This is a genomic window from Nesterenkonia haasae, assembly GCF_010119385.1.
GTDB lineage: Bacteria > Actinomycetota > Actinomycetes > Actinomycetales > Micrococcaceae > Nesterenkonia > Nesterenkonia haasae.
The window spans coordinates 171855-194276 of record NZ_VFIE01000019.1 but is presented as its reverse complement, the minus strand read 5'-3'; the positions used below and the strand labels follow the sequence as shown (position 1 = coordinate 194276).

General features: G+C 62.9%; 20 protein-coding genes. 12 read left to right on the top strand and 8 right to left on the bottom strand.

What is annotated here, in order from left to right:
• Positions 1 to 5: 5 nt before the first annotated feature.
• A complete protein-coding gene (locus FH975_RS07550) occupies positions 6 to 1400 on the top strand; it encodes an ROK family transcriptional regulator (protein ID WP_235928595.1) in 1395 nt (464 codons plus the stop codon).
• A gap of 10 nt (positions 1401 to 1410) precedes the next feature.
• Here the strand turns inward: FH975_RS07550 and FH975_RS07545 are convergent, their stop codons facing one another.
• Entirely contained in the window at positions 1411 to 2346 is a 936-nt protein-coding gene (locus FH975_RS07545; protein WP_162320795.1) for an aldose epimerase family protein, read from the bottom strand.
• Between the two features lie 96 nt (positions 2347 to 2442).
• Here FH975_RS07545 and FH975_RS07540 point away from each other — a divergent pair, with 96 nt between their 5' ends.
• Complete coding sequence (locus FH975_RS07540; RefSeq protein WP_407938621.1) at positions 2443 to 3330, top strand: HAD family hydrolase; 888 nt, start codon at positions 2443 to 2445, stop codon at positions 3328 to 3330.
• Positions 3331 to 3416: 86 nt separating this feature from the next.
• Here FH975_RS07540 and FH975_RS07535 read toward each other — a convergent pair whose 3' ends face one another.
• The 3 genes from FH975_RS07535 to FH975_RS07525 are packed head-to-tail and all read right to left on the bottom strand — an operon-like array spanning position 3417 to position 6398.
• Positions 3417 to 4394, bottom strand: coding sequence for an ArsA family ATPase (locus FH975_RS07535; protein ID WP_162320794.1), 978 nt, complete (start codon positions 4392 to 4394; stop codon positions 3417 to 3419).
• The gene (locus tag FH975_RS07530; protein WP_162320793.1) at positions 4385 to 4639 is read right to left on the bottom strand and encodes a cory-CC-star protein; all 255 of its coding nucleotides are present in this window, start codon (positions 4637 to 4639) and stop codon (positions 4385 to 4387) included. Before FH975_RS07530 ends, FH975_RS07535 begins: the two co-directional genes overlap by 10 nt.
• A 37-nt stretch (positions 4640 to 4676) precedes the next feature.
• Positions 4677 to 6398: a carbon starvation CstA family protein gene (locus tag FH975_RS07525; RefSeq protein WP_162320792.1), complete on the bottom strand. Its 1722-nt coding sequence runs from the start codon at positions 6396 to 6398 to the stop codon at positions 4677 to 4679.
• 221 nt (positions 6399 to 6619) lie between these two features.
• Here FH975_RS07525 and FH975_RS07520 point away from each other — a divergent pair, with 221 nt between their 5' ends.
• Genes FH975_RS07520 through FH975_RS07495 form a run of 6 tightly spaced genes read left to right on the top strand, consistent with a single transcriptional unit; the run spans position 6620 to position 12960 of the window.
• Positions 6620 to 8026, top strand: a complete 1407-nt coding sequence (locus FH975_RS07520; RefSeq protein WP_162320791.1) for a cytochrome P450 — start codon at positions 6620 to 6622, stop codon at positions 8024 to 8026.
• A gap of 16 nt (positions 8027 to 8042) precedes the next feature.
• A complete protein-coding gene (locus tag FH975_RS07515) occupies positions 8043 to 8783 on the top strand; it encodes a GNAT family N-acetyltransferase (protein ID WP_162320790.1) in 741 nt (246 codons plus the stop codon).
• A gap of 32 nt (positions 8784 to 8815) precedes the next feature.
• Complete coding sequence (locus FH975_RS07510; protein ID WP_162320789.1) at positions 8816 to 9862, top strand: MerR family DNA-binding transcriptional regulator; 1047 nt, start codon at positions 8816 to 8818, stop codon at positions 9860 to 9862.
• Positions 9859 to 11127 (top strand): MFS transporter, encoded by a 1269-nt coding sequence (locus tag FH975_RS07505; protein WP_162320788.1) that lies wholly within the window; start codon positions 9859 to 9861, stop codon positions 11125 to 11127. The genes FH975_RS07510 and FH975_RS07505 overlap by 4 nt, the downstream gene beginning before the upstream one ends.
• Before the next feature lie 47 nt (positions 11128 to 11174).
• Positions 11175 to 12338: a DNA glycosylase AlkZ-like family protein gene (locus FH975_RS07500; RefSeq protein ID WP_162320787.1), complete on the top strand. Its 1164-nt coding sequence runs from the start codon at positions 11175 to 11177 to the stop codon at positions 12336 to 12338.
• Positions 12325 to 12960, top strand: a complete 636-nt coding sequence (locus FH975_RS07495) for a GNAT family N-acetyltransferase (RefSeq protein ID WP_162320786.1) — start codon at positions 12325 to 12327, stop codon at positions 12958 to 12960. Before FH975_RS07500 ends, FH975_RS07495 begins: the two co-directional genes overlap by 14 nt.
• Here the strand turns inward: FH975_RS07495 and FH975_RS07490 are convergent.
• Positions 12921 to 13457, bottom strand: coding sequence for a GNAT family N-acetyltransferase (locus FH975_RS07490; protein WP_162320785.1), 537 nt, complete (start codon positions 13455 to 13457; stop codon positions 12921 to 12923). The genes FH975_RS07495 and FH975_RS07490 overlap by 40 nt on opposite strands.
• A 108-nt stretch (positions 13458 to 13565) precedes the next feature.
• Here FH975_RS07490 and FH975_RS07485 point away from each other — a divergent pair, with 108 nt between their 5' ends.
• The gene (locus FH975_RS07485) at positions 13566 to 14045 is read left to right on the top strand and encodes an inorganic diphosphatase (RefSeq protein ID WP_162320991.1); all 480 of its coding nucleotides are present in this window, start codon (positions 13566 to 13568) and stop codon (positions 14043 to 14045) included.
• A gap of 162 nt (positions 14046 to 14207) precedes the next feature.
• Here FH975_RS07485 and FH975_RS07480 read toward each other — a convergent pair whose 3' ends face one another.
• Positions 14208 to 16388 carry a S9 family peptidase gene (locus tag FH975_RS07480; protein WP_162320784.1) on the bottom strand — a complete coding sequence of 727 codons (2181 nt, stop codon included), beginning with the start codon at positions 16386 to 16388 and terminating at the stop codon, positions 14208 to 14210.
• Positions 16389 to 16428: 40 nt separating this feature from the next.
• Positions 16429 to 17112: a response regulator transcription factor gene (locus FH975_RS07475; protein ID WP_328821817.1), complete on the bottom strand. Its 684-nt coding sequence runs from the start codon at positions 17110 to 17112 to the stop codon at positions 16429 to 16431.
• A 132-nt stretch (positions 17113 to 17244) separates the two neighbouring features.
• Between FH975_RS07475 and FH975_RS07470 the strand changes: the two genes are divergently transcribed.
• On the top strand, positions 17245 to 19119 hold the full coding sequence (locus tag FH975_RS07470; RefSeq protein WP_162320783.1) for a sensor histidine kinase: 1875 nt from the start codon (positions 17245 to 17247) through the stop codon (positions 19117 to 19119).
• 130 nt (positions 19120 to 19249) lie between these two features.
• Positions 19250 to 20344 carry a fatty acid desaturase family protein gene (locus FH975_RS07465; RefSeq protein ID WP_162320782.1) on the top strand — a complete coding sequence of 365 codons (1095 nt, stop codon included), beginning with the start codon at positions 19250 to 19252 and terminating at the stop codon, positions 20342 to 20344.
• A gap of 42 nt (positions 20345 to 20386) precedes the next feature.
• Here FH975_RS07465 and FH975_RS07460 read toward each other — a convergent pair whose 3' ends face one another.
• Positions 20387 to 21127 (bottom strand): arsenate reductase/protein-tyrosine-phosphatase family protein, encoded by a 741-nt coding sequence (locus FH975_RS07460; protein WP_162320781.1) that lies wholly within the window; start codon positions 21125 to 21127, stop codon positions 20387 to 20389.
• A 46-nt stretch (positions 21128 to 21173) separates the two neighbouring features.
• Here FH975_RS07460 and chrA point away from each other — a divergent pair, with 46 nt between their 5' ends.
• Positions 21174 to 22403, top strand: a complete 1230-nt coding sequence (chrA, locus tag FH975_RS07455; RefSeq protein ID WP_162320780.1) for a chromate efflux transporter — start codon at positions 21174 to 21176, stop codon at positions 22401 to 22403.
• The last annotated feature ends 19 nt before the right edge of the window (positions 22404 to 22422 follow it).

Here is a 22422-nt window from a genome sequence, read left to right as displayed (position 1 = left end):
CTGTGATGTGGAACGGTTCTGGTTCATTGGCGCGTCTAGGCAGACGCACGCTCACCCGCGGCTTGGTGCCCCGCGGTGTGGTAAACACCACCTCAAACGCGTCTGGAGAGGAGGCCGCAAAGCACGACTTCCTCCGCCCCCAGCGGCGAGACCGCCCCTCGCATGACGAGGCGCTGCGGCCTGGAGCCAGGCAGGAAAGCCTGCGCGAGGCCAACCTGCTGCTGATCACCGAGGAAATTTTCGCCTCCACCGAGCCGCTCTCGCGAGCGGATCTGTCCATCCGCACCGGCATGACCCGTTCCACCGTCTCGCGACTGGTCGATGACCTTCTGGCCGCAGGTATCGTCCGGGAAGGTTCACCGATTATTGGCCCATCCCGGGGCAGACCGGCAGTGCCGCTGACACCTGCTCGCCGAACATTGGCTGGACTCGGTGTCGAAGTCAACGTGGATTTTATGGCCGCACGTGTCTTGGACCTCACCGGCAGCGTGCTGGCTGAAGCAATCACAGAAGGCGACTACCGTTCATCGGACCCGGAGAGAGTTCTCCGCGAAGCAGGAGAGCTTGCAGCCCGGGTCGCCGAGCAGGCCGTCGCCACCGGGGCCTGGGTGGTCGGTACCGTACTGGCCCTGCCCGGCCTAGTTGCCGCTGATGAGCGCTCGCTGCTGCTCGCGCCAAACCTCGGATGGACCGATGTCGACGTCGTCGATCTGCTCTGTGCTTCGGTGACAGAGGGACTGTTCGGATACTCCGTGACCGTCGCCAACGAGGCCAAACTGGCCGCCCTGGCAGTCGCGCACGAACTGACAGAAGCCGATGGTGAAGAACAAACTTTCCTCTACGTCTCCGCTCAGATGGGCATCGGCTCCGCAGTAGTCATTGATGGCGTCGTAGAAGCTGGCCCGCATGGCTGGGCGGGGGAGCTCGGGCACCTTTCAGTGGAGCCCTCGGGTCCCGAATGCAGCTGCGGGTCCAATGGGTGCCTGGAGGTCTACGCAGGCAAGCACGCGCTTCTTGCCGCCGCGGGGCTGGAGCCTTCCGCGACCGCGGAGGACCTCATCCAGCTCGTGGAGCCCACCGACGCCTACCCATACGACTCCGGCGAGAAGGCCAACGACGCGATAAGCCGAGCCGGATGGTCCTTGGGCGTCGCGCTCGCGGGAGCAATGAACGTTCTAGATGTCCACGATGTAGTCCTCGGCGGAGAGTTCGGCCCACTGACCGACCTGCTGCGGCCCCACATCGAAGAGCAGCTCGAGCGCCGCGTCCTGGCCTCACAATGGGCCGATTTCCGGGTCCGGGAATCCGGTACCGGCCTGGCTCCTGCCACGAGCGGTGGAGCCATGCGAGCGCTCCGAGTGGTTGTCGAAGCGCCCCAGGACTGGGTGCCCGTCAGCTGATCCTCCCGGTCTAGAGGTGGAATGCCTCCAGTGAGTATCCGACCCGGTGCCACACACCCGGTTCCAACTCCACAAGGTCCTTGCCCGAGTTGAACGCATTGGGCGGACAGGTCATGGGCTCAACAGCCACACCAGCACGGTTGATGCTCTCACCGGTGTAAACCTGCGCCCACGGAGTGTCGGCGATCATCCGGACTACGAACCCACTGGGCCCGTGGGTAAGCTCAGCGCTCCACCCCTGTTCAGGCAAGTTGGTGTAGGCATGGTCAATCGTCAACCCAGCCAGAAGCGGACCGCTGGTGAGGTCCAGATCTCCGGACACCTGCTTGGAACCGACCACTTTGCCGCTGGCTTTTGTCTTCGCCACGGTGGAGGCCGGCAGGCGCAGTCGGCAGGACTTCAGCGGAGCGTCAGCCGCCGTCAGATAGGGGTGGAACCCGGCACCATAGGGGGCCGTGGCGCGAAGGGCAGCGTCGGCGTCGTCGCCTGCAGTTGTCTCTGGAATGTAGCGTGTGCTCAGGGTAGCTGTCAGCCCGAGGTGACCAGCCACTCGGTAGACCAGCACAACCTCCAAACGGAACGGATACCCGGATGAGGGCTCGATGAACCCTGTCAGGTGCACCTCAGATTCGCGCTGCAGCTGAACAGCGAGGTCAACATCGTGGAGCAGGCCATGCACGGCGGCCCCGGTGGCTTCTTCATTGACCGGAAGCTCGTAGGAAGTCCCGGCGTGGGTATACCGGGCCTGGGCAATCCGGTTGGGCCACGGCGCAAGCACTGCCCCGGGGTAGGCGCCTTCGCCCTGCTCTGCGGGAACAATGAGGTTCTGCTGTGTCCCGTGGACGGGGTCGAGAGTGGTCAGGCTCAGCAACTGTCCGCCGCGCAGGGAAATGCTGGCGGTGTACCCGCCAGCGGTGATTGTGACGGTCGGTGTCGACTCGCTCATGTTGTACTCCTTACGTGAATTCTGGGTCAACAGTAGCCAACCTGTCGCCCTTATGCCCACACGGGCGCCTGCGCGCCGTCGTACACTGTTCAACCTATGAACTCACCAGTGCAGACCGCGAAGGACCGGCGGCAGGAAGATTTCTCCATTCCAGCTGCGGGCGATGGTGGCAGCTTCACCTACCAGCCCGGCACCAAGATGGTGTGCCTTGATGTGGACGGGACCATCGTCAACCATGATGGCTTCATGACTGAGGCGGTGAAAGAGGCGGGCCGAGCGGTGGTCGGCGACGGCCACACCGTGGTGATCTCCACCGGGCGCTCGCTGCCGGCTACGTTGCCAGTGGTTGAGACATTCGGCATCACTCAGGGCTACGCGGTCTGCTCCAACGGAGGCGTCACACTGCGCATTGATACGACCCTGCACGACGGTTACGAAATCCTGGACCAGCAGATCTTCGACCCCGCCCCCGCCTTGGAGGCCCTTCAGGATAAGCTGCCTACCGCCCGCTACGCCGTCGAAACGTCTGCCGGGCACTTCCTTGCCACGGAGCGGTTTGAGGACCTCACATTCGGACTGATTCCGGAACCGGTCAGTCTGAAGGAGCTGAAGCAGGCCGAAGCCGTGCGTTTGGTGGTCAATTCCGCCGACGCCACCGCTCGGGAATTTGCCCGGACGGTCCAAGATATTGGGCTCCATGGCGTCACCTATTCAGTGGGCTGGTCTGCGTGGTTGGACATCGCCGCGAAGGGGGTCACCAAGGGGTCATCCTTGGAAGCTCTCCGGAAGAAGCTCGGAGCTCCCATGAGGGCTACTGTCGCCTGTGGGGACGGTCGCAACGATATCGAGATGCTCCAGTGGGCTCATCGCGGTGTCGCGATGGGCCAGGCCGTTGAGGAGGTCAAAGCGGCCGCTGATGAGGTCACCGAATCCGTGGATGACGACGGCCTGGTGACGCTGTTGTACGGCATCCTCGAGGACTGACCCTGTTTGGGTTCCAATGCCTCCCGTGACGCTGCTGCGAGCATCGCGCTTCTGAGGTGGAGAGAATCTGCCCGCGCTGCGGAAATCTAGCTGAGACGGGCCGTGAGTTGATCCACGGCTGGCTCTCCCACAAGGTCCCCAGGGAGCATGGGGAGTGTGTCCACTGCCACGCTGGGCAGCAGCTCACGGAGCTTGGCCAGGTGGACCTCCTCCTGGGCGCGTCTGGCGGCCAAGAAGTCACCGTGATCGATGGGGGAGAGCCGATTGACCACGAGGCCTCCCACCTCGACTCCCAGGCGCTCCAGTTCATGAAACAGTTCCGCGGACTCCAGGACGGGTACACGCTCGGCAGTGGCGACAATCACGAAGCTGCACGCTGAGGAGTTGGTGACCAGCTCGCGCAGCTTCTCGAACGTCACCCGGCGCTGGGTGAGCACCTGCCTGATCCGCCGGTCCCGGTTGACGCCGTGAGAGGAGCTGGGATCGTCGTCGTTATCTAAGGCTCTGATGGCCGCACCGAACCGCTCAGCCTTCGTCCGCCGGTTGAGCAGTCCCTCTGTCCAGGCGGACATGATCTCCGGAAGCGCCAGGAGCCGGGCGGTGTGTCCTGAGGGTGCGGTGTCGAACACGATGAGGTCATAGTCCCGCTCAGCAAGTTCCACGACCTCCGCAATGCGCTCCAAGATGGCGGCCTCATGGGTGCCGGGGGACTGGCGGGCCAGCTGGAGGTGGGCATCGACCTGCTTATGCAGGTGCTCGGGCATGAAATCACGCAGAGTTTCGCCGACCTGTTTCAAATGCCGTTCGATAGTGGCGCTGGGATCGATCTCCACGCCGGCAAGCACACCGGAACCGCCATCGTCGGCGAGCAGGACCGGCTCATCACCCACCGGTCGGTTCCACAGGTGACCCAGGTTGTGCGCAGGGTCGGTGGAGACCAGCAGGACCCGGCGTCCGGCGCGAGCTTGATGGAGCCCGACGGCCGACGAGACGGAAGTTTTCCCCACACCGCCCTTACCGCCGATGAACAGGACCTGACGCTCGGCCGCGAGGTTTAGCAGCATTGCATACCGTCGAGCGGCGACTGATCGAGGCCCTGACGGATGTGCCAGTCATGCATCCGGTCCAGCATCTCCGGCAACAACTCCAAAGTGGCCCCAGAAGCCGGATTGGGCACCCCGAGAGCCTCGGAGAGCACGAGCATCATGAACAGGTCCTCCTCATCGCGTTTGGCCCGCGCGAACACGCGCCGGTAGGGGGCCACGTAGAACTCACGCAGCCCCCGCTCGGCACGGTCCCACCAACTCATGGCCCCGAGACTACAGGTCTCGTCGTGCGGTGGTGCTTCACGCGGACCGAGGAAGCTTCTGGTCTTCGGTCAGCGCGACGTCGTCCTCCGGCTCCTTGGGAGCCTTGCGGGCAGCCAGCATGGCGATAACCGCTTCGACCAACACCCAAGCTGCGGCAATGACGATGATGATGTCGATCACCAGCAGCAGCCAGTCGCCGGCATTGTAGAGGTTCACCAATTGGACAAACGCTGCGTAGATTGTCATGAACAGCACGAAAACCGCTGGGAGGAGCACCGGCAGGAACGGACGTCCCCTGCGGATGAGCATGATGGTCAGAATGGTCAGCGTCAGGCCTGCCAGCAACTGGTTGGTGGTGCCGAACAGTGGCCACAGGGCCATACCGCCAGCGCCGTCAGCGCCCTGGGAGAAGGTCAGAGCGAAGGCCAGCACCACCACAATCAGAGTCGCGATCCCGGTGGAAATCTTCACTCCCGCAATCTCGCCGATCTCCTGCACCACGAACCGCATGAGCCTGGTGGCCGTGTCCAAGGTGGTCGCTGCGAAGAGGACCACCATGGTGGCCAGAATGGTCGCCGAGAGACCCGCAGGGATGGCCAGGCCCGCGTTGATGATGGAGGCGCCGCCTTCCACAAAGACCGGAACTCCGCCGGAGGAGAAGGATTCGTAGTACTCGCGCCACTGCGTCGCCGTCTGGAAGCCGGCAGTGGTGGCGATGATCGCGCCCAGAGCCAACAGACCTTCACCCACTGCGCCGAAGTACCCGACGAACCGAGCATCGGTCTCACGGTCGAGCTGCTTCGAGGAGGTCCCGGAGGAGACGATGCCGTGGAAACCGGAGATGGCACCGCAGGCGATAGTGACGAACAGCAGCGGGACCAGAGCGGGCGTATCGTCGGGAACATTGTTGTTCACCGCCGGGGCGACCACTGTCGGGGTGGCGATGAGCACTGCGCCGTAGATGATGCCCAGTCCGATGAACAGCTGGATGCCATTGATGAAGTCGCGAGGCTGCAGCAGCACCCACACCGGCAGCATGGAGGCGATACCTGAGTAGAGGAACAGCAGGACTATCCAAATGCCCTCCGGGGTGAGACCGAACATTCCCTCCGCAGGCAGCGACACAGGATAAGCGTTGCCCAGCAGGATCAGCGCATAGAGCAGAATCACGCCGACGGCGGTGACCACAATCAGGTTCCACTTGAGCCGGTAGATGGCTTGGCCCACCAATACAGCGACAATCAGGGCGCCCCAGGTGGGGATGACCGCACCTGGTTGTGCGACCAGCAGTCCCGAAATCACCACGGCGAAGGCCGCCAGCACCATCAGCAGCAGGAGCAGGATGACTACCAGGAAGAGGTTGCGCCCGCGGTTGCCGATGTACGTCCCGGAGAGGGCGCCCATGGAGCGGCCCTTATTCCGAGTCGATGCCCACAGGGCGCCGAAGTCGTGCATGCCGGCCATGAACACGGTGCCCAAAGTGACCCAGATGAAGGCTGGCAACCAACCCCAGATGACCGCAACGGCTGGCCCCACAATGGGTGCGGCGCCCGCTACTGAGGTGAAGTGGTGACCCCAGAGGATGTACCGGTTGGTGGGGAGGAAGTCCACGCCGTCGTTGAATTCATGCGACGGCGTCTTGAACTCAGCGTTGACCTTATAGACCTTCTTCGCTAAGAACTGTGAGTAGAGGAAATAGCCGGCCAGCATCATCGTGACGCCGATGATGGCCAGCACCAGCGAATTGGGTGCGTCCATGGTGACTCCTCAAGGTGCGATGTGGAGCGACCTCGGTCACAGGACGGTAAGCCGTGGCCCACCTCGCTGTGAGGCCGCAGAGTCTCAGTATATGGCCAAGATGTGACCTGTGGCACACACCCCGGCGTTGGGAAGTGTCCACCATAGTGCCAGCAAGCGTTCAGGTGGCCGTGTTCGGGTGGGAGCACCGGTACACAACCAGCCGAACGAGAGTGGCACCCATGACGCATGCACACCCCGGAAGTTCTGGCACAGTTGGGTCCGTATACGACTCCGGCCCCAATTCTGTGCAGAATCCGCTGCCGACAGCTTCATCCGTTGAAACGGCTAAGATCCTGGCCGAAGTGGAACTTCCCACCATCTCCAAGGGGCCCATTATTCGCCGCCCACGGATGGTCGCCGCGGTGGAGAATCTCGGGCTTGAGGCCCGGGCGGTCAGTCGTATGCAGACGATTGCGGAGAAATACGGCAGAGGCCCGGTCATGCTTGCTCTTCCCGGGCGGAAAATGGCCATGGTTCTTGACCCCGACCATGTGCACCGCATCTTGGAGGAGTCTCCAGAACCCTTCGCCACAGCTGAAACCCTCAAACGGCACGCACTGAAGCACTTTGAGCCTCAGGTTGCCCTCATTTCCCATGGCCCCGAACGAGCCCGCCGCCGGGAGGTCAATGAGCAGCTGCTGGATCATCAGCACCCCATCCACAGAATGGCCGAACAGTTCATGCCAGCGGTGCGGGAGGAAGCCCAAGCGCTGCTGCAACAGGTCGACGAGACGGGCGGCAGCCTGGACTACAGCAGTTACTTCAAGGCTTGGTTCCGTCTGGTCAACAGGGTGGTGCTGGGTGATTCCTACCGCGATGACGACGAGCTCATCGAGCTCATGGAGACACAGCGAGCGCGAGGCAACTGGGCGTTCCTGCGCCCCGTTGACACTGACGCTCGTGACGAGATCCACTCCCGGATCGATCAGGCGGTTTCTCGGGCTGAACCGGGCAGCATTGCAGCCTTCATGAAGGAGATGGGGGCAAGCGGAGACTCCGAAACCTCTCGGGAAGAGGACGTCCAGCAGATACCGCAGTGGCTATTCGCCTTCGACCCGGCTGGGATGGCCAGCTACCGGGGCCTTGCCCTGCTGGCTTCGCACCAGGACCGGCTCGAGGCCGCCCGCTTCCAGATTGAGGAGGAGGCCCAGGCGGAGGCGCCCATGCTGCCGCTGTTGAGGGCGACCGTGTTGGAGTCGCTCCGGCTTTGGGCCACTACCCCGATGATTCTGCGTGAGACCACCCGGGAGGTCGAGTTCGAACATGGGGTCATGCCGGAAGGCACGACTGTGCTGATCTTCGCCCCGTTCTTCCATCGGGATGAGAAGAACCTCGACTTCGCGCATCGCTTCTCCCCTGAGGTCTGGGATCACGAGCGGACGCGGGAGGAGTGGCCGCTAGTGCCCTTCAGCGCAGGCCCCGGCTTGTGTCCGGGCCGGCACCTGGTGTTGTTGCTGACATCGAACTTCATCGCGGAGATAGTTGGTCAGCGGTCTATTGATCTGCTGAGTCACGATCTGGAGCCGGGGCGTCTGCCAGGGCTGCTGAACAATTTCTCCTTGAAGTTCCACCTCTCGCCGCGGTGAACGCTAGGCTCAGATCATGACTGAGTTCCGCGTCGACCGAGACAATCCCGCGCATACGCTACCGGAGGTCTGGCCCCCTTTCGGGCTGCGCATCGAGTCCCCGAGGCTGGTGCTCCGCCAGGTCAGAGAGACCGACTTCCCGGCCTACGTTGCCGCGGCATCATCCGGCATTATGGCCACAGGACGGAACTCCTTCGCCTCGCCTTGGGATGAGAACTCACCGGAGGACATCGCCAAGAACTCACTGACGTGGTTGTGGTCCAAGCGCCCATCCATCGGCCCCAATTCCTGGTACCTCATGCTTGCCGTCTTCATCCGGAATGAGGACGGCAGTGAGGGCCAGCTCATCGGCATGCAAGATGTATGGGCCGAAAAGTACCGCGTGTTGCGGACCGTGGAGTCGGCCAGCTGGCTCCGTGCGGACACGCAGGGCAAGGGGTACGGCAAGGAGCAGCGCGCTGCGATGCTGATGTGGGCTTTCGACCACTTCGGGGCAGAGTTCGCTGAATCTGGGGCCTTCGACTGGAACGAGCCATCGAAACGCGTCTCTGAGGCGCTGGGCTACTTCCAGTGCGGAACCCACCGTGTGACTGATGCGCACGGTAAACAGGCTGAGTGGGAGATCCGCTACCGGATGGCCAATAATGACTTTCTGCGCCCCAGTTGGACGGTCACGGTGGAAGGCAATGAGCTGCTCAGAGACTTCATGCTCCTGAGTCCCAGACACCTTGCTGAGCACGACGCCGGCAACAGCTAGGACTTGACCCTCACCTTTGTTGAGGGGTTGGGATGGTGGTCATGGACGACGACCCCAGCCTGCTGACCATTGGAGAGCTCGCCCGCGCCTCAGGTTTGAGCATTTCGGCCCTACGGTTCTATGACCGCCAAGGGGTGCTTACCCCGACCACTGTTGATCCGTCTAGCGGGTACCGTTGGTACGCCCCAGAACAGGTCGACGATGCGCAGCTGCTCGCGGCCCTACGACGGGTGGGATTACCGGTTGCGGAGAGTGCTACTGTCGTGGCCCGCCGTGAACCCGACGTCACGCAGCGTGTTCTCGACCACCATCTGAAAGACCTCGAGGACGGCTTGGCAGCTGCCCGCACGGAGGTTTCACGGATCCGCTCCCGGTGGGTTGAGCCGCATGATATGGGAGGAGTTGGCCCGTCGGCCGCAACGGGCACTTCAGGTCCGACGGTGCTGAGGATCCAAGCCACCGATCTGCTTACCGGTCTCAGCACCGTGCGCCACGCGGTGGGGGATGATCCGGACATGCCTTCGATTCACGGGGTCTTCATGGTAGGTATTTCCTCTGGAGACCACGAAGTCCTCCGACTGGCTGCTTCAGACCGGAGCCGTGCAGCTTTCACCGAGGTGCCGGCTCAGGTTGAGGGCCGCCTGCGGGCTCTGCTGCCCACCACCGTCGTAGACGCTGTGCTGGCTGCGGGTCCGCAACTTGAGGGCACAGTGGAGATCACCTTTGTCCAAGGTGAGGTGCGGATCGCGTCGCGTTCGGGGATCGTGCTGTGCGAACCGGCTCCTGAAGCGGCATTCCCGGACCTCAGCCATGCGATTCCCAAGGCGAACTCGACTGCCACTGTGCTTCCCGAGAACCTCGTCGCCTACCTCACTGAACGTGGGATCTCGGTGAACCCTGACTTCGTCCTCGACGCGGTAGACGCATTGGCAATCGCCAATGCGGACGCGCAGGTGGAAGGCACTCTTCAGCTGCGGCTGGACCTGGACGGGCCCTCCGAACCGTTGGCTATTCGCCGGGCTGGCGCCCCGGGAACGTTTGTCGTGGTCCTGCCCATACGTCCGGAACCGCAGCTGTGAAGAGCCAGCGGGCCACCTCAGGTGCACAGGTGCACACTGCTGGAGCAGACCAGAATGACCGTGTTCCAGCCGTGTACTGGATCTGGCTGGGCGGTCTCGGTTGGACCTCCACTGGCCTGAATCTGCTGCATTTCGGACTGGTATGGCAAGCAGCTGCGCACAGTCCCGCACTCGCCGGTGTCGTACTGCTGGCCGCCGTACTGCCCCGGGCGCTGATCTCTCTGCTGGGTGGCAGCGCAGCAGACCGTGTGGGGCCGCTGAAGGTCATGATGGTCGCCGATGCGGCGATGTCTGTTTTCTTGATGGGACTGGTCGTGGTGACGGCCGTCCACGCCTCATCCCCGGCGCTGTTGCTGACTGCGGCCGCGGTGCTCGGTCTGGCCGACGCGTTCTACCAACCCTCCTCGGGTGGAGTCCCCAAGTTCTTGGTGCCTAACGGGGCTCTGCCCCGAGCGTTGGCTGCGCGGCAGCTCATCACCTACGGCTCGGGCGTGGCTGGTCCGGTGTTCGGTGGAGTTGCAGTGAGCGCGGCGGGCCTGCCCCTGGCCTTTGGGCTGGGGACAGTGGGATTTCTCGGGATGCTGGTCATCCTACTGATACTGCGTACCCGAGTATCCTTCGCACCGGCTCCGCAGACGGACCATGCCCAGAGACCGCATACTCTTGCTCAGGCGAAGGAGGGGATCATCCTGGTGTGGACCTCGCCCCTGCTCCGAGGGATCGCTCTGCTGACGGTGGCCTTCGCAGCGTTCGTCCTGCCGGTGACGAGCCTCCTGATTCCGCTCCTTGCCGCAGACCATGGCTGGTCGGCGGCAGTGGCTGGAACAGCTTCCGGAGCATTCGGAGCGGGCATGGCACTGACGGCGAGCGTGGTCATGGTGGGTCGCGGAGCAGGGCGGCCCGGCGCTGCCGCGATCGTTGGAATGTTAACCGCCGGCGTGGGCGTCACGGGGTTGGCCGCCGCGTCGACCGAGGGCACAGCCGTGTGCGCTGCGTTCGTCGCAGGCGTGGGGACAGGGGTATTCGCGACTCATCTCGGACCGGTCTTCATGGCGGCGGTGCCTCCCCGGGTCGTCGGTCGATCCCAGGCGGTTCTGATCATGGCTCAGACCCTGCCTCTCTTAGTGGTTCAACCACTGATCGGCTTCTTGGCCGAGCTAGTGGAACCGGCTGCGATCACTGCTGTGTGGGGCGTTGGAGCGATGGCGGTGGCGGTCATCGCGTCTACCTCCCGTGGCCTGCGAACCGTATCCCGCCCCTGTTGATACTCCTGGGTGACTCCCGGGCGGGAGGCTCATGGCAGGATTGGACTATGCCGAATGGATCCACGACTGTCACTGCTGAGTGGGTTCGCCAGGCAGTGGTGCACGCGCAGCGAATCCCCTCGCCGGGTGCGAGCGGGGAATACGGTGATGCTGCCGATGTGCTGCGCGGAATCGGTCTGATCCAGTTGGACCCCCTCACCCGCGTCGCCACAGCCCAGCGATTGACCTGCCTGACCCGTTTGCCGCGAAAGCACAGAGCTGATTATGTTGACGCTGCCCTGTGGCCGGGTCAATACCCGGTGGCTTTTGAGTCCTTCACTAAAGTCGCCTGCATATTCCCGCTCGAAGACTGGGGGTTATTGGAGCTGCGCCGGCAGAGTGTCCGGGAAAAACAAGGAGCAACTCTTTCAGACCGGCTCCGACAGCAGATCCGGGATGTCGTCGCCTCAGCGCCTCGCGGTGTGCAGATCGGCACCATAGAGAAGGCTTTGGATTCAGCACGCACCACCGGCTGGAACTGGTCTGCGATCAAAGGTGCGGCCGAACTCATGGTCCGCACGGGAGAGCTGGTGATTACTGCGCGCGACGGCGTGATTCGGCTCTTTGACCTCCCCGAACGCGCCCTGCCTGCTGAGGTCCGAGAGGCTGAACAGCTGCCCGCTGACCAGCTGCGTGCAGCTTTGGCCCGACGCGCAGCCGGCAGTCTTGCTGTCCTGACGGTCAGTGACTTCGCCCACCACTATCACCTGAGCAAGAGCGACGCCGCGGCCGGGATTGAATTGGCCAAACTCGAGCCACTTATGGTCCCGGGATGGAAAGAAACCGCGTACGCACTGCCCGAGCTCCTGGACACGGGGGCGCACCCTGCCGGCTACGGACCCATCAAGGAGGCCCGATTGATCGGCCCCTTTGACCCACTGCTGCGCGACCGCCGCCGGGCTCAACGCATATTCGGGTTCGACTACACCTTCGAAGCGTATGTACCCAGAGACAAGCGCATCTACGGACACTACGTCATGGGCGTGCTCTCCGGGACCGAACTTATCGGACGGGTTGATCTGTGGCGCAGCAACAACGAACTCATCGTCAACCGCATCTACCCCGCTGCGGGCACTGCCGCCCGAAGCGTCCTCGCCCGCGCGAAATCAGCTGCCGAGACACTGTCCCGGCAACTTGGCACCCAGCTACGATTACACGATGGAGTATCTTGAGATCCCAGTGCTGAGCAATGAGTTCGTCCGTCTCGAGCCGCTGCGGCACGAGCACACCTCCGATCTGTCACAGGCGGTGCGGGTCGGCGAACTGTGGAAGACCTGGTACACCCGGATACCCTCCCCGGCGGGTATGGATGAGGAAATCCAACGCCGATTAGACCTCCATCAAGACGGAACAATGGTGCCCTTCGCCGTGATTGAACCGAGCTCTGGGCGAGCAGTTGGCATGACAACCTATATGGCGATCAGTGAGGAACACCGAAGGTTGGAGATCGGGTCCACATGGTTGTCCCGAAGTGTCCAGCACACCTCCATCAACCCCGCCATGAAACTGCTGATGCTTCAGCGGGCCTTCGAAGATCTGGAATGCCTCCGTGTGGAGTTCCGCACGCATTGGTTCAATCACCAGTCTCGCGCCGCAATTGCCAAGCTTGGCGCCAAACAAGACGGTGTACTGCGGCAACACGAGGTCCTGTCCAACGGCACTGTGCGTGACACGGTGATCTTCTCCATCGTCGCCGGCGAATGGCCTGCCGTGATGTTCAACCTCGAAAGCCGGTTAGGTCTCACCGATTCACTTCACAGGTCAAGGCAGAACAACTCGCAGGTGGTGTCGTAGTAGCGGGTGGTAAGCCCGGCCGCCGTCATACCCAGCCTTACAGCGACCGCCTTTGATGCGTCATTGTCCGGGTGCGTCACTGCCACCAGACGTTGGAGCCCCTGAGACTCAGCGTGTGCGAGGAGTGCCGCGGCCGCTTCAGCGGCGAAGCCAGATCCCCAAGCATGCGGATGCAGATGCCAGCCAATCTCGATGTCCTCCTGTTCGGCTGTCGAGCCGCTTGAGAACGGGATCGGCTTCAACAGCACGAATCCTCGGGGGACCCGGTCCTCCCGCCCCTCCACCATCCAGACCCCGGTCAATGGGCCGAACCTCGCCCGGTACCGTTCAATGCGCGCCGCAGCCTCTTCCATGCTGAGCTCAGGTTCACCGGCGCCGATGTACCTCACCACCTCCGGCTTCGAATACATGCTCTGCGCAAACTCTGTATCGGCCCCAGTCGGAACTCGGAGCCGCAAGCGTTCCGTGAGCAGCGTCGGGCCCAGATCCTCAGTCATGGTCAGTACACTAACCCGCTTCGGTGCCATCATCGAGCGGGAAAAGGCGCCCTCGTTATACGCTGATCGGTAGGAACCCGACCTGAACATCAAGGAGGAACAGTGGCAATTGTCCGCGACGTGACCATCGAAATCCCCACCGGCTCGCGTGTGAAGTACGAGATCGACCACGAGACGCACCGCCTGCGTCTAGACCGAGTGCTGTTCACTCCCATGCAGTACCCCACTCACTACGGGTATTTCGACGATACGCTCGGTGAGGATGGCGATCCTCTGGACGCGCTGGTCTACATCCCGGGAGTGGACCTCATCCCCGGAGTAGTGGTGGAGGCCCGGCCGGTCGGCGTTCTGAACATGACTGACGACGGCGGCGGCGACGCCAAATTGGTCTGCGTTCCAGACGACAAGCGGTTCGACCACATTCAGGAGATCAGCGACCTGGGCGAGCACCTGCTCCAAGAGATCGAGCACTTCTTCACCCGCTACAAGGACCTTGAACCAGGGAAATGGGTCAAGATCGAAGGCTGGGAGGGCCGCGAAGAGGCCGAGGCCGAACTGACTCGTTCCATTGAGCGGTTCACCAGCTAACCCCATCCTTGCGGAAGCAACATCCGGTGGGACACCTCAAGCGTCAAGTGATGGTGTCCCACCGGATGTTGCGTTTATGTTGAGTTTCCTGGCCCCAGGGGGAGGGGCGATGGGACACATTAAGAGTCTGGTTTGGCAGTCCCATCGTGGTTCCCGCGCACCTTAGGCGTCTGCAGCTCCCAGGAAACTCGCCACCCAGGCGTAGTCCCAGGCGCGGTCTTTCCACTTCTCATAGCGGCCGGAGGCTCCGCCGTGACCGCCGTCCATCTCGGTCTTGAGAACAATGGGTGCTGGCCCCTGCTGGTGTTCCCGCAGCGCAGGAACCCACTTGGCCGGTTCCACGTACATCACTCGCGTGTCATGCAGTGAGGTCACAGCTGCGATCGCCGGGTAATGAGCAGGGTGGACATTCTCATACGGTGAGTAGGACTTCATGTAGTGGTAGACCTCAGGGTCCGCAATCGGGTTGCCCCACTCCTCCCACTCGCCGGCAGACAGCGGCATGTCGGGGTCCAAGATCGTTGTCAGAGTGTCAACAAAAGGCACCTGCGCCAGGATCGCCCGGTACTTCTGCGGAGCAAGATTGGCCACAGCCCCCATCAGCAGCCCACCGGCGGACCCGCCGATCGCACCGATACGGTCGGCATCGGCCCACCCGGAAGCCACCAGGTGGTCGGTAGCGGCGAGGAAATCCGTAAACGTGTTCTTCTTCTGCAGCTTCTTGCCATTCTCATACCAGAGCCGGCCAAGTTCGCCGCCGCCGCGGATATGGGCGATCGCGAACACGATCCCCCGGTTCAGCAGACTGAGTCTCGGAACGCCGAAGCCCGGATCATTGGAGATCTCGTAAGAACCATAGCCGTAGATCACCGCAGGATTGCTGCCATCAGGCTGGACGTCCTTATGGTGCAGGACGGTCACAGGAATGTGGGTGCCGTCCTGGGCCACCGCCCACTCCCGCACGGCCCGGTAGTCCTCGGGGTCGTAGTCGTTGACCGGGGTCTCACGCCGCAGCAGTGGTGCAGGGTCATGATGCGGTATGTCGTAGACGCGGTCCGGGACCAACCAGGAGGAATACAGAACGCGGAACAGAGGGGCGTCGTATCGGGCCTGCACCACATTCACCGAGTGCATCGGGTCCTCGAAGCTAGGACCAGACAACGACGACGCCACCACACTTGCCCCACCGTCGCGCACCTGACGGACGGTGTCCCAGGACAACAGCCGAACTGATGGGTTCGCGCTGATTCGCGCCTCTACCAGCACTTGGGCTGCCGTCACGGTGAGGCTATCGTCAATTTTTACTGCGTCGTCGTGCTGGATCACGGTGCTGCCCAGATCCAATGTTTCGGCATCAGCCTGATGCATCAGCGCCTCAGCTCTGGTGAGCGAGACAGCGTTGTTCGGACCGTCCTGATTGTGTGTGATGAGCAGCATGCGCTCACCGTCCAGATCGCATGGGGTGACGGAGTTCAGCAGTTTTCGCTCTGCGGGGATGATCAGTTGTGGCTCGGCCTCAGGGTCTGTGGTGTCCAAGAGGCGGGTGGCGTTCCATTCGGAGTTGCCGGACTCGATCACCAGGTCACGCCGGTCGGCGGACAGCCCTGCGCCGGACCACTGAGTAATGTCCTCGACTTCCAACAGGAGCCGATCCGCGGAAGCTGGGGTGCCCACTGTGTGCTGCCACAGCCGGAAGGGCCGCCACGCAGAATCTGCGGTGAAATAGTAGGCGCGCTCGCCGTCGGGGGAGAGATGCACTCCGTAGTGCACATTCTCAACTGACTCGGGGTACGCCTCACCGGTGTTGAGGTTCCTCAGCCGAAGCGTGAAGTGCTCGTCCCCGGATGTGTCTTCCGAGTAGGCCAGAAGTGTGCCGTCCTCGCTGACAGCCATGCCGCCCAGGGAGTAGAAGGGATGCTTTGCCGCCTCCGCGTTGGTGTCGAAGTAGGTCTCCTCACCCTGCAGAGGGACACCTGGAGAAACTTCAGGTGGGGTCCACGCGGCCAACGACGACGACGCCTCCTCCGCAGCTGGTACCCGGCAGAACAGCGGGTGCTGTTGTCCTTCGATAGTCCTGACGAAGTACCACCAGTTGCCGCGTCGGGCTGGTACGGAGAGATCAGTCTCCACTGTGCGGTGCTTGATCTCACCGAATATCGCCTCTCGCAGTGGCTCCTGATCCGCGCTGATCGCTTCAGTGAAGGCATTCTCAGCCCGTAGGTGCTCAAGAACTTCCGGGTTGTCCTTGTCACGCAGCCACTCGTAGGGATCGTTGAATGTGTCGCCGTGGTGGGTGCGCTGGGTGGGAACCTTCTTGGCAATGGGGGGTGCAGGCGTCGTCATGATCCTATTCAATCAGAGCCCGCTGGACCTTCTGATGGGGTTACTCCCCGGGGCGGACCAACCCGGATTCGTAGGCGGTGACCACAATTTGAGTCCGGTCACGCAGCTGCAGCTTGCTCAGGATTCGCGACACGTGAGTCTTCACCGTCTGCTCGGCGAGGAAGAGACTGGCAGCAATATCAGCGTTGGGCAGGCCGCGGGAGATGAGCCGCATCACGTCGAGTTCACGTTCGGTCAAACCTTCCAGCAGAGCCTTGTTCTGTGCGGGGGACGGGGGCCGTTCGGCATAGTCAGCGATCAGTGTCCGGGTGATCCGCGGTGAGAGGAGCGCGTCGCCTTGTGCCACGACTCGCACGGCGTGAACCAGCTCCTCCGGGGTCGCGTCCTTCAGCAGGAACCCGCTGGCGCCGGCACGCAGGGCCGCGAAGACATACTCATCGGCGTCGAAGGTGGTCAGCATCAGGATTCGCGGAGGCTCGCCAGGCATGGCGAGGACCGTGCGGGTGGCCTCCAGCCCATTGACCTCGGGCATGCGGATGTCCATGAGCACCACATCCGGCTTGGTGTCTTCCACAATCTGGGCAATGCCGGCCCCGTCCTCAGCGGTGCCGACCACGTCGATTCCCTCCTGGGCGTCCAACAGCGCAGCGAAGCCAGCGCGGATCATATGCTGGTCGTCCACAATCAGGACGCGCACATCAGAAGGTTCAGGGGTGGTGACCACGGGTTTACGGTACAGCAGTGTTCGCCCCTTCTATTCGCTGGCGGGGTACCTCAGAAGTATCAGCCGGACACTGGTGAGAATCAGCCCTGAGCAGGACGCGGAGAATGCGGAATGTTTCGTACTGTGTACTGTATGACGTCCACATGGCAGCACGCTGAGCGAACCCGGGGAATCGCCCGACGCCTGGCTCGGGACTACACCTACGTTTTGCCCGGGTTCCCGATCGCCCTGTTCAGTTTCAGCCTGCTGCTGGTCATGACTGTGGTATCAGCGGCGACCGCAATCGTGTGGGTCGGAGCCCTGCTGATGCCATTGACCTTGGTGGTCGCCTCAGGTTTCGCCGAACTGGACAGGACCCGACTGCGCAGTTGGGGGGCAACGACGCCTCCGGTGGCGTACCAAGCCCTCGGGTCCGGTGTGAAGGACCGGCTGCGAGTCCTGAAGGATCCTCGGCGGTGGCTGGATCTGGTCTTCGAGATGCTCATCACGATCCCGTTGAGACTGATTACCTTTGTGGTGGCGCTCGCGTGGTCAGTCGTCGGGCCCGCGGGTGTGACCTACTTCTTCTGGTCACTCTTCCTGCCGGATGAGGGATCGTTCATCCAGCTGCTGCGCCTGATCAATCCGGGACTGGTTCCTCCGACGGCGGCCACGCAGTACGCCCTGGATGCCGGAGTGTTCTTCCTCCTCGGATTGGCCGTGCTGGCCACCCTGCCGGCAGTCATCCATGCGCTGGCAGCAGCGGATGCGTCCTTGAGTACGGCGCTGTTAGCACCAGGGGGGCGGGAAGCAACCAGCACCTACGGCGCCTCCTCCGGGTACGGGAGCTACCGCACGGCTTCGTTCAGTCCAGCGGCCTGGTCCTGGATCGGGACCGGCTTCGCGGCGGTGGTGCTCTTCTGTGTGGGGTGGCCGATCACCTCCACGGTTCACTCGGTCAACGTAGTCATTGCCCTCATCTTGGTGCTGGTCCACTGTGGGGCCGTGGTGCTCACCCTGCACCGGCCATGGATAGGACTAGCGCTCTCCCTTGGTGCGGCCGGCGGCATCATGCTGGCAGCCGTCGACTCGGGTGCGGCGCCATGGCCATGGCCCGTCACGTCAATGATCACCCAGTCGGCGGTCCTCACAGTCGCGGCACTGGCCCGTCCGTGGTACCTCGCGGTATCGGCATGGTGTGCCGGTGCGGTACTGACGCTCGTGGCGCTGCTCGGTGTCGCAGAGATGCCCGACGGGGCGATGGCCAACAGTATTGTGTATGCCTCCGTCACCGCGGGCGTGGTGGTCATTGGGGTCTTGGTCAGGATATGGATCCTCAACGCAGGCCGGTTGGAGGCCGCCGAACGGACCAGCGCTGAACAGGACCGGCGCCGCAAAGAGCTCCAGGAGCGCAATAGGATCGCACGCGAGCTCCATGACGTGGTGGCCCACTCGATGTCAGTCATCAGTGTCCAAGCTGCCACAGCGCAATACCGCATACCTGGTATGAGCTCCACCGCGCTGCGTGAATTCGATGAAATCGCCGGGTCCTCCCGGCAGGCCCTCGGGGAGATGCGCATGCTGCTGAGCATTCTGCGCGGTGAGGACGAGGTGCCCACAGCGCCGGAGCCGGGCTTGGAGGACATCGATGGGCTGATCAATGCGACTCGCGCATCCGGAACCACCATCACCTACAGCGGCCTCAACCTTTCTGAGGACGCCCAGGCGCCGGCTGCCACCGGGCTTGCTGCCTACCGAATCGTCCAGGAGGCGTTGAGTAACGCCCTGCGGCATGCACCCTCAGCGACAGTGGAGGTCGAGGTGACCCCGGAGAGCCACGATGGTGGGAGGCAGCTGCGCATCTCGGTGCTGAATGGACCATCCCCCAAGGAGATCGTGGAGCCTGCCCCCGGGGCGGGGCTGGGGCTCAGCGGAATCCGTGAACGCGCGACCGCGGTGGGGGGCAGTGTGAGCACCGGAAGAACCGGTGACGGAGGCTTCGCGGTGAGGGCTGTTCTACCACTGTGACAGTACCCCGGTAGGGGGTCACTTTGGCTCCTACGGGTGACGCGCGGCGGACTCGACTCGCATATCGTTGAGATAAGAGCGGACCGTGCCCGGTTCGTGGCCACGTGCGAGAGAGGGATTTGAGCGGACAATGACGATCACCCAAGAACCAGCTTCCGCCACGCGGTCCGAGCGTAAGCCCGCCCCCAATAGGCAGACCAATGACTTCTTTGAGCTCGCCCAGCGCGTTAAGGATGCAGGGCTCATGGAACGTGGGGCTCAGAGTTACATCGGCCGCGTCATCGCGCTGTCCCTCAGCTTCATCGGCGCGGGTACGCTGCTGGTCCTCGTCGGTAATTCGTGGTGGCAGCTCGCGGTGGCAGTGCTGTTCGGCGTCCTCTTCACTCAAGTCGCCTTCCTCGCCCACGATGCCGCGCACCAGCAGGTTTTCGACAGCGGGAAGAAGAACGATCGCCTCTCCCGCATCGTCGGCAACCTCGTGGTGGGCATGTCCTACGGTTGGTGGGCCAAGAAGCACGGAAGGCACCACGCCCACCCCAATGTGATCGGCAAGGACGGGGACATCGCCGCCGGTACCCTGACCTTCGTCCCAGAGGACGCTGCTGGACGAACAGGCATCGCTGCCTGGTTCGCCAAACGCCAGGGCTGGTTCTTCTTCCCCATTCTCACGCTGTTCGGTTTTGTTCTGCACTACCACGCGGTCCACACGGTCATCACGACCAAGAACCTCAAGCACCGCTGGACTGAAGGTGCGTTCCTCGCCATCAGGCTCATCGGATACCCCACAGCGATCATTCTTCTGCTCGGCCCCGGCCTAGGAGCGGCATTCATCGCCGTACAGGTCGCAGTCTTCGGTGTCTACATGGGTGCCACGTTCGCACCGAACCACAAGGGCATGCCGTTGATCCCCAAGGACGCAAAAGTCGACTTCATGCAGCGGCAAATCCTGACTTCCCGCAACGTCCGCGGCGGCCGCATCATGAACACGGCCATGGGCGGATTGAACTATCAGATCGAACACCACCTCTTCCCCAGAATGGCCAGCCCGAACCTCCGCAAGGTGCAGCCGCTGGTCCGCGAGTTCTGTGAAGAGCGCGGGATCACCTATACCGAGGCTGGCCTGGTCGAGTCTTGGGGCATCGTGATCAGATACCTCAACCGAGTCGGCCTGGGCTACTCAGATCCCATGGACTGCCCCGTGATCTCTCAGTTCCGCCCCGTCTGACACCGAGCAAGAAACACTCTGTTTTACACAGGAGTCCGCAGATCAGAACTTCACCGTGGATCCCAGGTCCTTGACGCGCAGGTCGATGTCTCCGAAGCAGCTTTCGTAGGCTGCTGCCGAACCTGAAGGACCTGGGTCCGGCACCGACCAGTGTCGCGGTCTGGGCGTTGGCAGCGGAAAGCGAGTGGAGAGCTCTTCATATGCCCGGTCACAGACGATGACGAGAAGGTCATGAGCCTCTAGCTCACCGACGGGGCGGGGCCTGTGCGCCGAAAGGTCCACGCCAAACGTGGCAGCGGCCTCCACGGACTGGGTCGAAGGAGCAGAAGCTGGGAATGTGCCCGCTGAGACTGCCCGGACCCCGAGCTCTTCTTGCAGTTCAGCGTTCCACCGTGCTGCAGCGAAAGGCGACCGAGCAGAGTTACCGGTGCATATGAAAACCACGCGCCTGGGGCCGTTTCCGTGAGCGGAACGCGCCTGTGCAAGACTCAGGACTGCGGTATTCCGGGCCTCCAGCGTGAGCGTCGAATAGCAGCGGCGCCGGTCCCCGTCAGAGCGCCTCCGCGTAACCATTCCTGCGCCTTCGAGCACGTTGAGGTGGTGTGCGAGGAGATTCGACCGGATACCGATCTCCGTACGCAGCTCAGTGGACGAAAGATCGGACAAGGTCAGAAGGTCGGTAATGCGGATACGCAGCGGCTCAGCGAGCGCGGCGTGACGAGCGGCCCTGGCATGGAGGTCACCATGGGCGGTGCCGTCCTCGTTAATTCTCTCAACCTTCATTGACCTAATATTGACCGTGAGGATATCCCGGGTCAAGATAGCGGGTGTGAGCTCATCCCCACCAGCGCCTGGCCCACGGACCACCCATCCGGGCAGTGCCACTGAGGTTTTCCTAGTGTTCCTCCGTCTGGGACTGACCAGTTTCGGGGGGCCGGTGGCTCATCTGGCGTACTTCCGTGAAGCACTAGTGGAACGTCGGCGGTGGGTCAGTGAGAAGGCCTACGCCGACCTGGTGGCACTGTGCCAATTCCTGCCGGGACCTGCCTCGAGCCAAGTGGGCATGGCCCTGGGACTGCAGCGTGCGGGCTACCTGGGCATGATCGCCGCGTGGTTCGCCTTCACGCTGCCGTCGGTCGTGCTGCTGGTGGCGTTCGCCTACGGGGTCGCTGGTGCGGGGGATCTCTCCGAGGCCGGTTGGGTCCACGGGCTGAAGGCGGCTGCAGTTGCCGTGGTAGCTCACGCGGTGCTGGGAATGGCCAAGAACCTTGCGCCTGATGCCCCCCGCGCGACGATCGCCGCAGTGGCCATGATTATTGTGCTGCTGCTACCCAACCCCTTCATCCTCGTAACTGCCATCACCGCGGCCGGGCTGATCGGACTGCTATGGCTGCGGCCCCCCAAAGAGGAGTTCGCAGAAAGCGACGCGTTCACGGTGCGGGTCTCCAAGAAGTTCGCTGCGTTATGCCTCGGTATCTTTGCGGTGCTCTTGGCCGGGCTGCCTCTCCTCGTGGGGGCGACGGGCAACGCGTATGCCGCGCTGGCAGATCTGTTCTACCGCGCCGGTTCTCTTGTGTTCGGAGGCGGCCATGTGGTGCTGCCCCTGCTACAGGCTGAGACGGTCACCGGGGGTTTGGTCGAGGCCGACACTTTCTTGGCTGGCTACGGAGCTGCGCAAGCGGTTCCCGGGCCGCTCTTCACCTTCGCGGGTTTCCTCGGGGCTTCCACCACTGAAGGCCCCGGCGGGGTGACTGGTGCGGTGATCGCCACGCTGGCCATCTTCCTGCCGGCGGCATTACTTGTGCTCGCTGCCCTGCCGTTCTGGGAGTCTCTGCGCAGCAACGCCCAAGCCCGACGGGCACTTATGGGCGTCAACGCCGGCGTTGTGGGGATACTTGCAGCGGCTCTCTATGACCCGGTGTTTACTGCCGGGGTGCTGGATGTTGGGATCGGCGCCTTGGTCCTTGCCATCGGCTCCTTCGTTGCGCTGAACAGTTGGAAAGTGCCGGCCTGGGCGGTGGTACTCGCAGCAGGAATGCTGGGTTGGCTGATTCTCTGACCCCCGCGCCGCTGCGCCG

Coding starts and splice junctions, on each gene's coding strand:
- FH975_RS07550 (WP_235928595.1), top strand. CDS start 6: ATGTGGAACGGTTCTGGTTCATTGGCGCGTCTAGGCAGACGCACGCTC.
- FH975_RS07545 (WP_162320795.1), bottom strand. CDS start 2,346: ATGAGCGAGTCGACACCGACCGTCACAATCACCGCTGGCGGGTACACC.
- FH975_RS07540 (WP_407938621.1), top strand. CDS start 2,443: ATGAACTCACCAGTGCAGACCGCGAAGGACCGGCGGCAGGAAGATTTC.
- FH975_RS07535 (WP_162320794.1), bottom strand. CDS start 4,394: ATGCTGCTAAACCTCGCGGCCGAGCGTCAGGTCCTGTTCATCGGCGGT.
- FH975_RS07530 (WP_162320793.1), bottom strand. CDS start 4,639: ATGAGTTGGTGGGACCGTGCCGAGCGGGGGCTGCGTGAGTTCTACGTG.
- FH975_RS07525 (WP_162320792.1), bottom strand. CDS start 6,398: ATGGACGCACCCAATTCGCTGGTGCTGGCCATCATCGGCGTCACGATG.
- FH975_RS07520 (WP_162320791.1), top strand. CDS start 6,620: ATGACGCATGCACACCCCGGAAGTTCTGGCACAGTTGGGTCCGTATAC.
- FH975_RS07515 (WP_162320790.1), top strand. CDS start 8,043: ATGACTGAGTTCCGCGTCGACCGAGACAATCCCGCGCATACGCTACCG.
- FH975_RS07510 (WP_162320789.1), top strand. CDS start 8,816: ATGGTGGTCATGGACGACGACCCCAGCCTGCTGACCATTGGAGAGCTC.
- FH975_RS07500 (WP_162320787.1), top strand. CDS start 11,175: ATGCCGAATGGATCCACGACTGTCACTGCTGAGTGGGTTCGCCAGGCA.
- FH975_RS07495 (WP_162320786.1), top strand. CDS start 12,325: ATGGAGTATCTTGAGATCCCAGTGCTGAGCAATGAGTTCGTCCGTCTC.
- FH975_RS07490 (WP_162320785.1), bottom strand. CDS start 13,457: ATGACTGAGGATCTGGGCCCGACGCTGCTCACGGAACGCTTGCGGCTC.
- FH975_RS07480 (WP_162320784.1), bottom strand. CDS start 16,388: ATGACGACGCCTGCACCCCCCATTGCCAAGAAGGTTCCCACCCAGCGC.
- FH975_RS07470 (WP_162320783.1), top strand. CDS start 17,245: ATGACGTCCACATGGCAGCACGCTGAGCGAACCCGGGGAATCGCCCGA.
- FH975_RS07465 (WP_162320782.1), top strand. CDS start 19,250: ATGACGATCACCCAAGAACCAGCTTCCGCCACGCGGTCCGAGCGTAAG.
- FH975_RS07460 (WP_162320781.1), bottom strand. CDS start 21,127: ATGAAGGTTGAGAGAATTAACGAGGACGGCACCGCCCATGGTGACCTC.